Genomic DNA, 14,506 nt, shown 5'->3' on the forward strand with positions numbered 1-14,506 from the left:
TATCAGTTTTGACCGCATTCAAACCTCCAAAATAGACTAATGCCCGGGAGCAAATTCAAATTGCCCCCGGGCATTATCGTCCCAAATCGGAAAAATGCTATATGTCAATTTTGGTCTAACAGAGCCTAAATATTCGCCGAGCCCACGCCATAGGCGCCCAGCGCATCCAGCTGCCGATTAAGGTTCTGATCGCGCGAACTCACCCGCGCATAACCGTACACCGTCGCCATCTCATCCCCGCTTTCTTGTAAACCTGCCAAAAAGGGACAGGTTTATTTTGGTAGGTTTTACCTCTCAAATAGCAGGTAAGCGGGCGGCCGAGCAGACGGTAAGGTGGCCACGATTCAAATGCGGAGGGCGGTCCCGAAAGGCCGCCCTCCGCTCTCCCGCCACGAGTCGGGATTTGGCTAATGGATAAGCTTAAAGTCCAAGTGCCCACGCGTGGTATTGACGCGCGAGACCTCGATAATCACGCGCTGGCCCAGTTCATAGCGAGTCCCCGTGTCGGCGCCCGTCAGCGTAAGCGCGTCCTCGTCGAACTCGAACCACTCGTTGCCCAGGCTCTTGATCGAAACCAAGCCTTCGACCTGCGTTAGATCCAAGCGCACAAAGAGGCCCATGCTGCTAACCCACGAGACGGTTCCGGCATAGCGCTCGCCCAGACGGTCCTCATAGTACTGGGCAATCTTGATCTTTTGCGTCGCATGGCTGGCGGCATCTGCCGCGCGCTCGGCATCGCTGCATGCGCGGCAGATCTGCGGCAGAATGCGCGGCAGCGACTCGCGCCCCTTGCCGATCAGCCGCGGCGTACGGACCAAGGCGTCCTTGCCGCCGAGCTGCTCATAGGCCAACTGCAGTTTGAGCACGCGGTGCACCACCAGATCGGGGTAGCGACGGATGGGACTCGTAAAGTGGCAGTAGCACGGCGCGGAGAGCGCAAAGTGGCCCTCGTTGCGCGGCTTGTACAGCGCGCGCTGCATGCTGCGCAGAAGCAGCGTGTTGACGAGCGGTGCGTTGGCCGTACCGGCGGCAGCATCAACTGCAGCCTGCAGCTCATCGGGGCTCCCCAGGGCAATACCGGCAGCACGGCGATCGTCGATGATGCCTAGCTGCGCCAGCGCAACGGCGGCACCGTGCAGGCTATCGGGGCTCGGATCCTCATGCACGCGATAGCAGGCCTCGATATCACGGTCTGCCAGCCACTCTGCAACGCACTCGTTGGCGAGCAGCATGGCTTCCTCGATAAGCGACGTGGCGCACGAACGCTCACGCGCCACAATCTGCACGGGTACTCCGTCCTCATCCAATAGAGCGCGAATCTCGGCCGTGTCAAAATCGACTGAGCCGCGGGCGCGACGAATACGACGGCGAAGTTCGGCGAGTTCGTTAGCGGCGACAAGGAAATCGCCGAGGTCGATGTTGTAGCCGCGGGCAGTCTCCTCGCACGCAAGACCGCGCTCAAGCGCTTCCTCGCGCGAGGCCTCGGCAGCCGCAACATCCTCGGCCGCACCCTCCAGCACCGAATACTCAACCGCACCGGCACGCACCAGCAGCGCCTCGGCGCCGTCATAGTCCATACGCACACGCGAGCGAATCACGCTGGGGTACGGATCGTAATGCCGCACGCGACCCTGCTCATCGAGCTCGATATCGACGGTAAACGCAAGACGGTCCTCGTCAGGGCGAAGCGAGCACAGGTCACAGGACAGGCGTTCGGGCAGCATGGGAAGCACGCGATCGGCCAGATACACCGATGTCGTACGATGGCGAGCCTCAAGATCGATATGCCCGTCCCAAGCCACATAGTGTGAAACGTCGGCGATATGCACACCCAGCTTGTAGCCACCCTCGGGCGTGCGCTCCAACGAAATGGCATCGTCAAAGTCGCGCGCGTCGACCGGGTCGATCGTGATGACAAAGCGGTCGCGCAGATCGCGACGGAGCGGGTCCTTAAGCGCCGCGGACACATCGAGCGAAAGCCCCTCGGCCTCCTCCAGCGCGGCCTCGGGATAGCTATCGGTATAGCCGTAACGCGCCATCACATATTGAACGCCCAAATCGGGCGCGTCATCTCCGCCAATGCGGCGCTCGATCGTCACGGTGCCCGATTCCAGGCGCGTCGGGTAGGTCAAAATGCGCGCGACAACAGCATCACCCGGGTGGACACCCAGGCGATCCGCCGAGGTATCCTCGGGCAGAATGAAGAAGTCGGCCTTCAGACGCGAATCGAGCGGCTCGATCACACCGAGCGGACCGGCGGTCTGGTACGTACCCACTACGCTTATGGCTGCGCGCTCAACCACGCCTTCGATCACGGCGCGCCGCTCACCGTGCGGGCTGTTCTTAATGCTCACGGCAACGGTATCGCCATCCATAATCTCGCGCTTGCCACGGCCCATGACCTTGTAGTCGCCATTCTCGGTTATGACATAGGCACTGTGCTCATGGAGCTGCACGCGCCCGGTCAGGCTCGGACGGCGTTCGCTGCGCACCGGCCCGCGTTTATTGCGAGCTCCACGCTTATGCTTGTTATTGCGCCCCATGGCGCCTCCTAACTATCGATTGCCGTTTACATCCCAAGAGTCTACCCAAATCATCCCTAGGGGACAAAAAACGGGCCGCCCCATAAGAGACGACCCGTTGGAAGGGATGAATTCCAGGCATGCCTACACGCGCAGGTAGCGGCGCATGGCAATGGCAGAACCAAAGAGACCGATAATCACGCCGACCAGAATCAGCGCAGCATAGGTCACCAGGTAGTACTGCGTCGGCAGGGCAAACGACATCCAGCCGATGCTCTCCTGCAGACGCGGAATCATCAGATTGCGCAGCAGCTCCAGAACGCCGATGGAAAGCAGCGAGCCCAAAATGGCCTGCAGTACGCCCTCGGTGATAAACGGGCCGCGAATGAAGCCGTTGCTGGCGCCGACCAGACGCATAATCGCAATCTCACGACGACGCGCCGTGATGGACAGGCGAATCGTGTTGTTGATGAAGATGAATGCGATAAAGGTCAGAAGGCCAACGAGCACCACGGCGGCAATGCGGATGTAGTTGGTCACCTGGAACAGGCGGCTCACTTCCTCCTGGCCGTACAGCACGCTCGCGTTGACGTCGCCGTCATCCGCGATCTTCTGGAAATCGTCATCCTTCTTGAGCTTCTCTGCCGTGCTCTCGACCTTGGACGGATCGTCCATCTCAATAGCAAAGGAAGCCGGCAGCGGGTTCTGGCCATCGAGCGCGCTCATGGTGGCGTCGGCGTTGCCCGACATCTTGCTCGTATACTCGGCCAGCGCGTCGTCCTTGTCCTTATAGGTCACGGACTTGACGTTATTCCACGTCTTAAGTTCGGCCTCAAAAGCCTGAACATCGGCCTGATCAGCGTCATCGCTAATGAACGCGTTGATGACAACCTGATCCTCGACGGTACCGATCACGGAGTTCAGCATCGCGGAGCCCATGATGAACAGGCCGATGATAAACAGCGAAAGGAAGATCGTGATGACGGCGCCGAGCGAGGTAGTCCAGTTACGGAAGAAGTGGCTGATTGCCTCTTTGAAGGAGTAGCCCACGTTAGTTGGTGCCATAGTTGCCGTAACCTCCCCTCTCCTGGTCGCGGATAACGTGGCCGCCCTCGAGGGCGATCACGCGACGGTGCATGCTATCGACCATCTCGCGGTCGTGCGTGGCGACGATCACGGTGGTGCCGGTGCGGTTAATGCGCTCGAGCAGTTTCATGATGCCCAGCGAGATCGCCGGGTCGAGGTTACCCGTGGGCTCGTCGCAGATCAGCAGCGGCGGACGGTTGACCATAGCGCGGGCGACGGCAACGCGCTGCTGCTCGCCACCGGAAAGCTGGTCGGGCAGCGAGTCCATCTGATCGGCCAGACCGACCAGACGCAGCACCTCGGGCACCTGGCTGCGAATGACGCCCTTGGGCTTGCCGATGCACTGCAGGGCAAACGCCACGTTTTCGTAGGCGGTCTTTTGCGGCAGAAGCTTAAAGTCCTGGAACACGGCGCCAATCTGGCGGCGCAGGAACGGAACCTTGCGGTTCTTGATCTTCATGAGGTCCTGACCGGCAACCAGGATGCGGCCGCTCGTCGGCTTGACGTCACGGTTGAGCGTCGACAGCAGCGTGGTCTTACCCGAGCCGGAGTGACCGACCAGGAAGACGAACTCACCCGGATAGATCTCGATGTTGATGTCGTCGAGTGCAGGCTTGTTGGGCTGTGCCGGATAGATCTTGGTGACATGCTCCATAAGGATGACGGGCTCGACACCGGCCTGCTTGGCCATCTTCTTGCGGCTGGCCTGCGGATCGATGGGCGCAAACACCGACGTAAAATCGGGGTTGTTGAGCGCGTTATCGAGGCTTGCGACCTCGGCTGCCTGATCGCTCTCGACCACCGGGGCAGCAGGCTGCGTGGGATCGGGAATAGCGGCAAAGAGGCCAGACTGCGCAGGCTGAGGAGCCGGTGTCGCAGGAGCCATGGGGTCGGGAATGCCGGCCATGCTAGGCTGCGGCGCGGCGGCGCCAGCCTGAGGCTGCTCCACGCGAGCGGTCACAGCCTGAACGGGCTCAAAACCCGCCGTGCCGGAAAGCGTAACATCGCTGGTGGGATTGTAGGCAAAGGGATCGGATGCCGGCTGTGCCTGATCTGCCGGCTGAGCGGGGGCCTGAGCAACAGGCTGGCCCTCTGAATCCGGAGTGGCGAAACGGCTGCCCTGGACGCCTGTCTGCGTCTTGGGGGCATCATCGCCCGCACCGGAGGTACGGAAGTGGTTACCCACTGGTGCTCCTTATCGTCGTGCGTTTAAACTACATGAGCGCTTTGTATTTTAGCAGCATTAGCTTTGCTGCACATAAGAAGCATGGCGTGCTTTGGGATCTGTCCGGCCGTGCACAGGGTTACCTCCCAAATCGTCCTCGGACATGTCGGAGCCCCCGCTGCGCGCTTCGCGCTGCGGGGGCTCCTCCGTCCTGCGGAAAGATTTGGGAGGTAACCCTGTGTCCGGCCTGCGGTAACTAAGGGGTCGCTGCGTTTTGCTTAAGTGCAGCAGCGCCATGCTTGGGGGCTGAATTGAACGTGGCTGGAATGGGCCCGTTTCCCGGAGGAAGCCCTTGCTTGGTGCGGGCCTGTTTTGTTTGTTGCCGAAAAAACAGGGGCGCCCTCTTTGGGGACGCCCCTGTTCTGGCTTGTATGTGGTTGTTGAGGCGATACTTTGCCTCGTCTTGTCCTAGGCCAAGAACTCCTTGGTGGTTGCCACGATGTTGGCGGCATCCAGGCCGTACTTGTGCAGGAGCTCGGCACCCGGGCCGGACTCGCCGAAGGTGTCGTTGACACCGATCTTCTTGAGCGGCGTCGGGCACTGCTCGCACAGGACGTCGGCAACGGCGCTGCCCAGGCCACCGATCACAGAGTGCTCCTCGACGGTCACGACGTGGCCGGTCTTGGTGGCGCTCTTGACGATCAGGTCGGCGTCGATGGGCTTGATGGTGTGCATGTTGATGACCTCAGCATCGATGCCCTCGGCAGCGAGCTGCTCGGCGGCCTCGAGAGCCTCGCCGACCATCAGGCCGCAGGCGATGATGGTCACATCGGCGCCCTCGCGCATGACAATGCCCTTACCCAACTCGAACTTATAGGTCTCGGGGTCGTTGATAACCGGCGAGGCCAAACGGGCAAAGCGCATGTACACCGGACCGTCGCACTCGTAGGCGGCGCGCGTCACGGCACGGGCCTCGACGTCGTCGGCAGGAACGATCACAGTCATGCCGGGGATGACGCGCATCAGGGCGATATCCTCGCAGCACTGGTGCGTGGCACCATCCTCGCCCACCGAGATACCGGCGTGCGTGGCACCGATCTTAACGTTGAGGTGCGGGTAGCCGATGGAGTTACGAACCTGCTCAAAGGCGCGACCGGCAGCGAACATGGCAAAGGTACTCGCGAAGGCAACACGACCGGTGGTCGCGATACCGGCGGCGACGCCCATCAGGTTGCTCTCGGCAATGCCCACATCGAAGAAGCGGTCGGGGCAGGCCGCCTTGAACTTACCGGTCTGCGTGGCGGCGGCCAGGTCGGCGTCGAGGACCACAAAGTCATCGTGCTCGTTGGCGAGCTCGACGAGGGCCTCGCCGTAGCTTACGCGCGTGGCGATTTTCTTGACGTCTGCCATCCTAGAGCTCCTCTCCGGCGGCCGTGAGCTCTGCCATGGCCTGCTCAAACTGTTCATCATTGGGGGCCTTGCCGTGCCAACCAACCTGGTTCTCCATAAAGGACACGCCCTTGCCCTTTGTGGTCTCGGCGATAATGGCGGTCGGCTGGCCCTTGGTAGCGCGAGCCTCGGCAAAGGCGGCGCGGATCTGATCGAAATCGTTGCCGTCGGCAAGCTCCACCACGTGGAACTTAAAGGCGCGGAACTTGTCGGCGAGCGGCATGGGGTCGTTGACCTCCTCGACGGGACCGTCGATCTGCAGGCCGTTGTGGTCGACGATCACACAGAGGTTGTCGAGCTGCTGGTTGCCGGCAAACATGGCGGCCTCCCAGACCTGGCCCTCCTCGCTCTCGCCATCGCCCAGCAGGGCGTACGTGCGATAAGTATCGCCCCAGTGCTTGGCGGCAACGGCCATGCCCACGGCGGCGGAGATGCCCTGGCCGAGCGAACCGGTGGACATGTCAACGCCCGGAGTGTCGTTCATGTTGGGATGACCCTGCAGGTGGCTGCCGATGTGGCGCAGCGTCTCAAGATCCTCCTTGGGGAAGAACCCACGCTCGGCGAGCACAGCGTACAGACCAGGTGCACAGTGGCCCTTGGAAAGCACAAAGCGATCGCGGTCGGCCTTGCGGGGATGGGCCGGGTCGACGTTCATTTCCTCAAAGTACAGATAGGTCATGATGTCGGCAGCGCCGAGCGAACCGCCCGGATGGCCGGACTTGGCAGCGTGCACGCCGGTGACGATGCCCTTCCTTACCTCGTTGGCAACCTTTTTGAGCTCTTCGTCGCTCATTGTGCCTTCCTTTCATCCTCATTAGACAAAATGCGCACGGCACCGAAGGTAATCCCAACACAGCCGCAATGCACGTACGTCATTCATTATGCTGGAAACTGATGGCTTTACCAGAGTTTTTATCATTATTTGAACAATTTAGCAGGCAGAACCGCTGATGAAACGGTTTATCAATGTGAACGTCTTTTGGATGGGACGCGGTCGGCCCTACGCGCTAATGTCCTTGAATCCCTCGCCGAAAGCTTCCGTAACGTCGGCGACCGTCACAATGGCGTGAGGATCGCGCTCGCGCACGATCGTCTTGAGGGTATTGAGCTCTCGACGGTTCACGATGACCATGATCACCGGCTTCTCGGCACCCGAATACATGCCAGTCGCCTTAAACTTGGTACAACCACGACCCAGGCCATACATGATATCGGCAGCGATATCAGGGAACTTGTCCGAGATGATGAGTACCATACGGCGTTTGTTGCCACCATCGACCACGGCATCGATCACGTAGCCGCTAATGACCATCGAAAGGCCTGCATATAGTGCATTTTCGATTGAAAAGACCGGAGCCGACAGCGCGCATACGGCAACATCGATCGCCATGACGGTCGAGCCCACGGGCAGCGAGGTATTACGCGAGATGATTTGGCCAATCGTGTCCGAGCCGCCGGTGTTGGCGCCGGCGCGCAGCACCATGCCGTAACCGATGCCTGTAATAATGCCGCCCCACATGGCAGGGAGCATCAGGTCCGCATGTGCCAGAGGTGCTACAAACGGGGCGAACAGATCGGTAAAGAAGCCCAGCAGCACAAAGCCCGTCGCGGTCTGCACCACGTAGAACATACCGCCCTCGCGCATAACGACCAGCAACAGCAAGGCGTTCATCACGATGGTCTGGATACCGACAGGAAGCGACACGCCTCGCGCTGCGCCGACCGCCTGGATAATGGTGGCAAGGCCCGTAACACCACCGGCAGCAAGGCCGTTGGGAATCAAAAACAGGTCGGTCGCAATAGCGGCCAGAGCGCACCCCAACATAATCTGGGGCAGGTCGTGAAAGAAGTTCATCGATAGAATGCGCTTGATGTCCAGACGATATGCCATGCTACCTCCCTCAAAAAAGCGCACCCAAACGGATGCGCTTCGAACTTCTTGCTGTATTCGATTCTACCGATTCGCCGAACAAAAACCACCCCTGCGCAGGGTTTGCTTTGGATACAAAACCACCCTGCTCGGAGGGTTTTATCCATTTCCACATAAACCGGGCGGTTTATGCAGATGGGATCTCTGCGTCAGCGTTGCCAGTGGCCCAGCGATGGTAGCCAATAACAAACGGGTCCAGGTCACCATCGTCAAGAACTGCCTCGACGTTGCTGGTCTCAACGCCCGTGCGTAGGTCCTTAACCATCTGATACGGGTAGAGCACGTAGCTGCGGATCTGGTTGCCAAAACCAATCGTGGTCTTGGGCCCGCGGATCTCATCCAGGGCCTCGGCGCGCTTCTCGAGCTCAATCTCGTACAGGCGAGCCTTGAGGATCTGCATGCACGCGGCCTTGTTCTGGATCTGGCTGCGCTCGTTTTGGCAGGTGACCACAATGCCGCTGGGGAAATGCGTCACGCGCACGGCGGAGTCGGTGGTGTTAACGCCCTGACCGCCCGGGCCGCTCGCGTGGTACACGTCCACGCGGATGTCATCGGGACTGATTTCGATGTCGATATCATCGGGTAGCACGGGGATGACCTCGACGCCGGCAAACGTGGTCTGGCGGCGCTTCTTGTCGTCGGTGGGGCTAATGCGAACCAAGCGGTGGACGCCGGCCTCGGCGCGCAGCATGCCAAATGCGTCCTTGCCCTCGACGGTAAAGGTCGCGCGGTCGATGCCGATGACCTCAGCAGCGGGGCAGTCGTTAATCGTGACCTTCCAGCCGCGACGCTGGCAGTACTTCATGTACATCTTAAAGAGCATGAAGGTCCAGTCCTGGGCCTCCAGACCACCCTGTCCGGGCTTGATGGTCACAATGGCATCGCCGTGATCGAACTCACCGGTAAACCAGCTCGAAAGCTCAAGCTCATCGATGGCACGGGCCAGGCGCTCAGCCGTGGCTGTAGCCTCCTCGCGAAGGGCGGCGGCATCGGGGTCATCCCCCATCTCCTCGGCAAGCTCCAGCGCGGCGCGGGCATCGGAAAGCTCGCCGCGCGCGTTGTCCACGGCAGCGATATCTTCCTTGGTGCGCGCGATTTCCTCCATGGTGGCACGGGCGGCGTCGGCGTCATCCCAAAAGCCGGGGGCCACGCTTTTGGCCTCGAGCTCGGTCACGCGCGTGCGCTTTTCGTCCAAGTGGAGATACGACTCGACCTCGCCGAGCCGGTCCGCAAACGCGTCCAGCTCGGCGGGCGTTACCTCTAAAGCCTCAGCCATTAACGATTCCTGCCGTGGCAGTACTTAAACTTCTTGCCGCTACCGCAGGGGCACGGGTCGTTGCGGCCCACGTTGACGTACGGATCGTCGCTCTCGGACTTGCGATAGGTGGTCACCTTGCCACCGTTGTTGACGGCAGCCGGACCACCCTGGACAGCCGTGCGGGCCTGCACCTGCGCCTGCTTGCGCAGCACCGAGTCGCCGTTGTCACCATCGACCTCGGCAGGACCGGAGAAGTGCGCACCCTCGAGCGCGGGCTCCTCCTTGTGCTCCACGGCACGCGGGGCAGCCTTGATCTCGATGCGCAGAACCGTGCGCAGGTAATCCTCGTACATGGTGTCGACGAGGATCTGGAACGCGCCGTAGGCCTCGGTCTTGTACTCGACCAGCGGGTCGCGCTGGCCAAAGCCGCGCAGGCCGATGCCGGTCTTGAGATAGTCCATCTCCTGCAGGTAGTTCATCCAGCGGGTATCGATGACGCGCAGCATGACTTGGGTGTTGAGCTCGCGCATCAGGTCCTCGCCCAAGCGCTCGGCCTTCATGTTGTAGCACTTCTCTACGTAAGCCAGGACATCGGCAGCCAGAGCCTCATAATCCTCGTCGGGGAACTTCGGCGTATCGATGTGGCCGGTGAGCTCCACAACCCACTTGCGCAGGCCCTCCAGGTCGCGCTCGCCATCGTGACTGTCCTTGGTGCAGAACTCCTGAACGCAGCGGTACACGGTGTCGTGCATGACCTCGGTGATGTGGTCGGTCAGGTCCTTGCCGTCCAGAATCTTATTGCGCTCAGCGTAGATGACCTGGCGCTGCTTGTTCATGACGTCGTCGTACTCAAGGACGCTCTTGCGCATGGAGAAGTTGATGCTCTCGACCTTGTGCTGGGCGCTCTCGACGGCCTTTGAGATGATCTTGTGCTGGATGGGCATGTCATCGCCCATGTCGGCCGTGACCATCATCTTGGAGACGCGGTCCATCTTGTCGCCGCCGAACAGGCGCATGAGGTCGTCCTCGAGCGACAGGTAGAACTGGGTCTCGCCCGGATCGCCCTGACGGCCGGAACGGCCGCGCAGCTGGTTGTCGATACGACGGGACTCATGGCGCTCGGTGCCGATAACGGTCAGGCCACCGGCGGCAAGCACGCGCTCGCGCTCGGCCTTGCAAGTCTCCTTGGCCTCGGCGTTAAACTGCTCGAGCTGCTCGGGCGTCACGTCCTCCATGGTCAGGCCCTCGTACTCCAGGCGCTCGCGCACCAACTCGTCGGGGTTGCCGCCCAGCAGGATGTCGGTACCACGGCCGGCCATGTTGGTGGCGATGGTCACGGCGCCATAGCGACCAGCCTGGGCCACGATATGGGCCTCGCGTTCATGGTGCTTGGCGTTGAGGACCTCGTGTGCGATGCCGCGCTTGGTAAGGGCGGCGGACAGCTTCTCGGAGCTCTCAATGGAGACGGTGCCCACCAGGACCGGCTGGCCCTTGGCGTGGCGACGCTCGACATCGTCGGCGACGGCGTTGTACTTGGCCTGAATGGTGCGGTACACCAGGTCCTCGTGGTCCACGCGCTGCACGGGCTTGTTGGAGGGGATGACCTCGACGGGCAGCTTGTAGATCTCGCGGAACTCGGCATCCTCGGTAAGTGCCGTGCCGGTCATACCGGAAAGCTTGTCATACAGACGGAAGTAGTTCTGCAGGGTGATGGTGGCCAGGGTCTGGTTCTCCTCGCGTACGAGCACGCCCTCTTTGGCCTCGATGGCCTGGTGCAGGCCCTCAGAATAGCGGCGGCCTTCCATAATGCGGCCGGTGAACTCGTCGACGATCTTGACCTCGCCGTTGGTGACCACGTACTGCTTATCACGGTGGAACATGTACTGGGCCTTCAGCGCCTGCTGCAGGTGGTTGACCAGCTGGCCGGAGAGATCGGCATAGATATCATCGATACCCAGGCGGCGCTCGATTTTCTTAAGGCCGCGCTCGGTGGCGGCAATGGTGTGCTTGGCCTCGTCCATGACATAGTCGCCCGTGGGCTCCACGTCCTCGGTAGCGGTGAGCATGTCGTGCGACACGTCCTCGCCGCGCTCCAGGCCGCGCACGGCACGCGCGAAGTCCTTGTAGGTGCTGGCGGACTTGGTGCCGGCGCCCGAGATGATGAGCGGCGTTCTGGCCTCGTCGATCAAGATGGAGTCGACCTCGTCGACGATGGCGTAATGGTGGCCGCGCTGTACGCGCTGCTCGGGGCGGGTGACCATGTTGTCGCGCAGGTAGTCGAAACCGAACTCGGAGTTGGTGCCGTAGGTGACGTCTGCCTGGTAGGCCGGGCGCTTGAGTTCGAGCGGCATGTTGTTCTGGAGCAGACCGACGGTCATGCCCAGGTACTTGTAGATGCGGCCCATCCACTCGGAGTCGCGCTTTGCCAGGTAATCGTTGACGGTAACGACATGCACGCCCTTGCCGGCGATAGCGTTGAGGTAGCCGGCCAGCGTGGAGACAAGGGTCTTACCTTCGCCGGTCTTCATCTCGGCGATATGGCCCTCATGAAGCGCCATGGCGCCGATGAGCTGTACGTCAAAGTGACGCATGCCCGTGATGCGCTTGGAAGCCTCGCGCACGGTGGCAAAAGCCTCGGGAAGCATGTCGTCGAGCGACTCGCCGTTGGCGTAACGCTCGCGGAACTTATCGGTCTGGGCGCGGAGCTCCTCCTCGGTCATCTTCTCAAACTGGGGCTCAAGACCGTTGATCTGGTCGACGATCTTGTAGTAGCGCTTAAGGTCCTTATCGGATCCAAAGGACAGCAGCTTTGACATGAATCCCATGTGGTTTTCCTTTTTGGCCATCGCCCACGCCGTGCAGCCTTGGGCGAGTTAAACACAGATAATTGTACTTTAGCCAAACGGGGCGCAGCCTATGCGGTCGACCTCGACCGCCACGTAATAACTACGACCGACCTGCCAAAAAGGGACAGGTTTATTTTGGCAGGTTTTATCTGGGCAAACGACGTATCCCCTGCCATTTGGTGCAAAGAAACCTGACCCCCATGCACCAACTTGGTGCCGCGGGGTCAGGTTAGTTTGCACCAATAAAAAGAAAAGGGCCGCGCACCCAAATGGATGCGCGGCCCTTATGCCATGAATGCGAGTGATTCCGCGGCGAGCTATTTACTCAGCAGCCTCGGTGGTCTCGGCCTCGGCAGCGGCCTCCTCGACGGGAGTCTCTGCGGGAGCCTCGGCAGCCTGCTTGGCGGCCTCCTCGGCGAACTTAGCGGCACGCTTAGCCTTCTCGGCAGCCTTAGCCTCAGCGGCAGCCTTGCGAGCGGCCTCGGCCTCAGCAGCCTTGGCGGCCTTGGCAGCCTTGGCCTCCTCGGCCTTCTTGAGCTGAGCGGCAGCGGCGCCACCGAACTTGTCGGCGAAGCGCTGGACGCGTCCACCGGTGTCGACGAACTTCTGCTGGCCGGTGTAGAACGGGTGGCACTCGTTGCAAAGCTCGACCTTCATCTCGGACACGGTGGCGTGCGTCTTGAAGGTGTTGCCGCAGGAGCACGTCACCGTGCACTCGACATACTGGGGATGGATACCCTGCTTCATGGTAGGACTCCTTATTGGTCAGGCGCTGGTTACCGATCAGCGCATAAGGCGTCTTGGTTTCCGACCAAGACAACAAACTCGGCTATGGTACCACGGCGTCGCGCGTCCCACAAAAGGTTCACGGTCTTTGCGGCACAACACGAGCTGGCCTTGAATATCAACTTCATCCGAACACCTCCCATATTCATCCGTACATGTACGGATGAATATGGGAATCCGATACCCTGAGGGCCGGATCCTGATGTGCGTCCAGGTCTAATACTTTTCCCAGAAGTGAACGACCTCTTTTGGACTCCTGAGGCATCGGCATGTTTCGGCTGTCATTTCCTGCGGTTTTGCCATTCGAATCCTGCGGTTTTATCCTTCTAAAACGCGGATGCTTCGGGGTCTCGTTTTTACTCGTTCACTTCTCGGAAAAGTATTAGAGCTCATCTGCCAAAGGTCGCCGGCCCCGGGAGATCGGGGGACGTCATGTCCGGAAAGAGCGTGAAGGGCGCCGCGAAGTCGGTCCCCGGGGCCCACGGCAGGCCCAAGTGTTCACCTTTACGCTACCACTGACAGCCTCGGGGCGTTCGGCTGACCGCGGGAACGGCCTATCCGCTCAATACGTTCGGCTGAGATCGGAAATCAACCAAACTGGATCAGGTTCAGTTGACATTGTTAAATCATGACCACCCGCATAGCGGGTGGTCATGATTCACGAACTGGACGTTTGACCGTAAGGGGAAGAGGGGGCTGGCAAGGCCAGTCCCCTCTTCTCTCGTGACGCTCGATTTGCATTTACGGCATGACGAAAGCCGGGCCGCTGGTTACCTTGTCAAATTCGAGCACCGACGTTCCGGTGTTCAAATAAAGGCTTCCTTGGTTTCCGTCTGCGGAGGCGTAAGCCAGGTGGACAAATCCGTAATCATCTCCTGATTGGTCGGCCAACATGAAGATGTTCGGATCGCCGGTTGTCTCAAATGAACCGTCGGTCACATTTCCATTGCTGTCGACGATTTGCCACCTGTTTTCGTCTTCCCCAAGGAAGGAGAGCTGGGTTAAGCCGGTCTCGTGGTCTCGGTACACTCCGTCTAGGCGGAACCCTTCGGAAATGCCATGTTTCAAGGTGTTCGCATCTTTTATGGATACGGCAGAGACTACGATTGCGGCTATCGCGACCAATAACGCCAGCGCAATGGGTATTTTGGCGGAGCCGGTCTTCATATCATTTACCCCCTTCGTATGTATCGAGGTATTCCTGCTTGAGCGTTTGCGCGGACGACTCGGTCTTTTCCACGAGTGTGCCGGCCTCGATGAAGTAGAACGTATTGGTGAGGTCTGCCAGGTCGTCGAGCAGATGGCTTGAGATGAGCACGCTGCGTCCCCGCGCCACCTCGCTGCGCATCGCGTCGCAGGAGGTTTTCCGCTTTCCCGGATCGAGGCCGTTCAGCGGCTCATCGAGGATGAGGTACGGGCAACCGGTCGCTATCGCCATGGCAAGCTTTACCTGCTGCTTCATTC

Annotated in this window: 11 protein-coding genes and 1 pseudogene; all 12 read right to left on the bottom strand. The window is 60.4% G+C overall.

Annotation, left to right across the window (positions count from 1 at the left end; all coding sequences use genetic code 11):
• Nucleotides 1–125: 125 nt before the first annotated feature.
• Nucleotides 126–230 (bottom strand): recombinase family protein, encoded by a 105-nt coding sequence (locus tag AAAX59_RS08895; RefSeq protein ID WP_349071499.1) that lies wholly within the window; start codon nt 228–230, stop codon nt 126–128.
• Nucleotides 231–407: 177 nt separating this feature from the next.
• On the bottom strand, nt 408–2,543 hold the full coding sequence (locus tag AAAX59_RS08900) for an RNB domain-containing ribonuclease (protein ID WP_349071500.1): 2,136 nt from the start codon (nt 2,541–2,543) through the stop codon (nt 408–410).
• A gap of 123 nt (nt 2,544–2,666) precedes the next feature.
• Nucleotides 2,667–3,587 (bottom strand): permease-like cell division protein FtsX, encoded by a 921-nt coding sequence (ftsX, locus tag AAAX59_RS08905; protein ID WP_349071501.1) that lies wholly within the window; start codon nt 3,585–3,587, stop codon nt 2,667–2,669.
• A complete protein-coding gene (gene ftsE, locus AAAX59_RS08910; protein WP_349071502.1) occupies nt 3,574–4,794 on the bottom strand; it encodes a cell division ATP-binding protein FtsE in 1,221 nt (406 codons plus the stop codon). Before ftsE ends, ftsX begins: the two co-directional genes overlap by 14 nt.
• A 447-nt stretch (nt 4,795–5,241) precedes the next feature.
• Nucleotides 5,242–6,183: a transketolase family protein gene (locus AAAX59_RS08915; RefSeq protein ID WP_006235309.1), complete on the bottom strand. Its 942-nt coding sequence runs from the start codon at nt 6,181–6,183 to the stop codon at nt 5,242–5,244.
• Between the two features lies 1 nt (nt 6,184).
• Complete coding sequence (locus AAAX59_RS08920; protein WP_117746563.1) at nt 6,185–7,015, bottom strand: transketolase; 831 nt, start codon at nt 7,013–7,015, stop codon at nt 6,185–6,187.
• 207 nt (nt 7,016–7,222) lie between these two features.
• Nucleotides 7,223–8,113, bottom strand: a complete 891-nt coding sequence (locus tag AAAX59_RS08925) for a YitT family protein (protein ID WP_349071503.1) — start codon at nt 8,111–8,113, stop codon at nt 7,223–7,225.
• Nucleotides 8,114–8,279: 166 nt separating this feature from the next.
• Nucleotides 8,280–9,428 carry a peptide chain release factor 2 gene (prfB, locus tag AAAX59_RS08930; RefSeq protein ID WP_117641061.1) on the bottom strand — a complete coding sequence of 383 codons (1,149 nt, stop codon included), beginning with the start codon at nt 9,426–9,428 and terminating at the stop codon, nt 8,280–8,282.
• Nucleotides 9,428–12,235: a preprotein translocase subunit SecA gene (secA, locus tag AAAX59_RS08935; protein ID WP_349071504.1), complete on the bottom strand. Its 2,808-nt coding sequence runs from the start codon at nt 12,233–12,235 to the stop codon at nt 9,428–9,430. The genes prfB and secA overlap by 1 nt, the downstream gene beginning before the upstream one ends.
• Before the next feature lie 342 nt (nt 12,236–12,577).
• Nucleotides 12,578–13,003 (bottom strand): 50S ribosomal protein L31, encoded by a 426-nt coding sequence (gene rpmE, locus AAAX59_RS08940; protein ID WP_349071505.1) that lies wholly within the window; start codon nt 13,001–13,003, stop codon nt 12,578–12,580.
• A 780-nt stretch (nt 13,004–13,783) separates the two neighbouring features.
• Complete coding sequence (locus AAAX59_RS08945; RefSeq protein ID WP_349071506.1) at nt 13,784–14,209, bottom strand: hypothetical protein; 426 nt, start codon at nt 14,207–14,209, stop codon at nt 13,784–13,786.
• A gap of 1 nt (nt 14,210) precedes the next feature.
• Nucleotides 14,211–14,506, bottom strand: a pseudogene (locus AAAX59_RS08950) (ABC transporter ATP-binding protein); the annotation flags it as partial.

It is taken from the genome of Collinsella sp. CLA-ER-H2 (assembly GCF_040092405.1).
GTDB lineage: Bacteria > Actinomycetota > Coriobacteriia > Coriobacteriales > Coriobacteriaceae > Collinsella.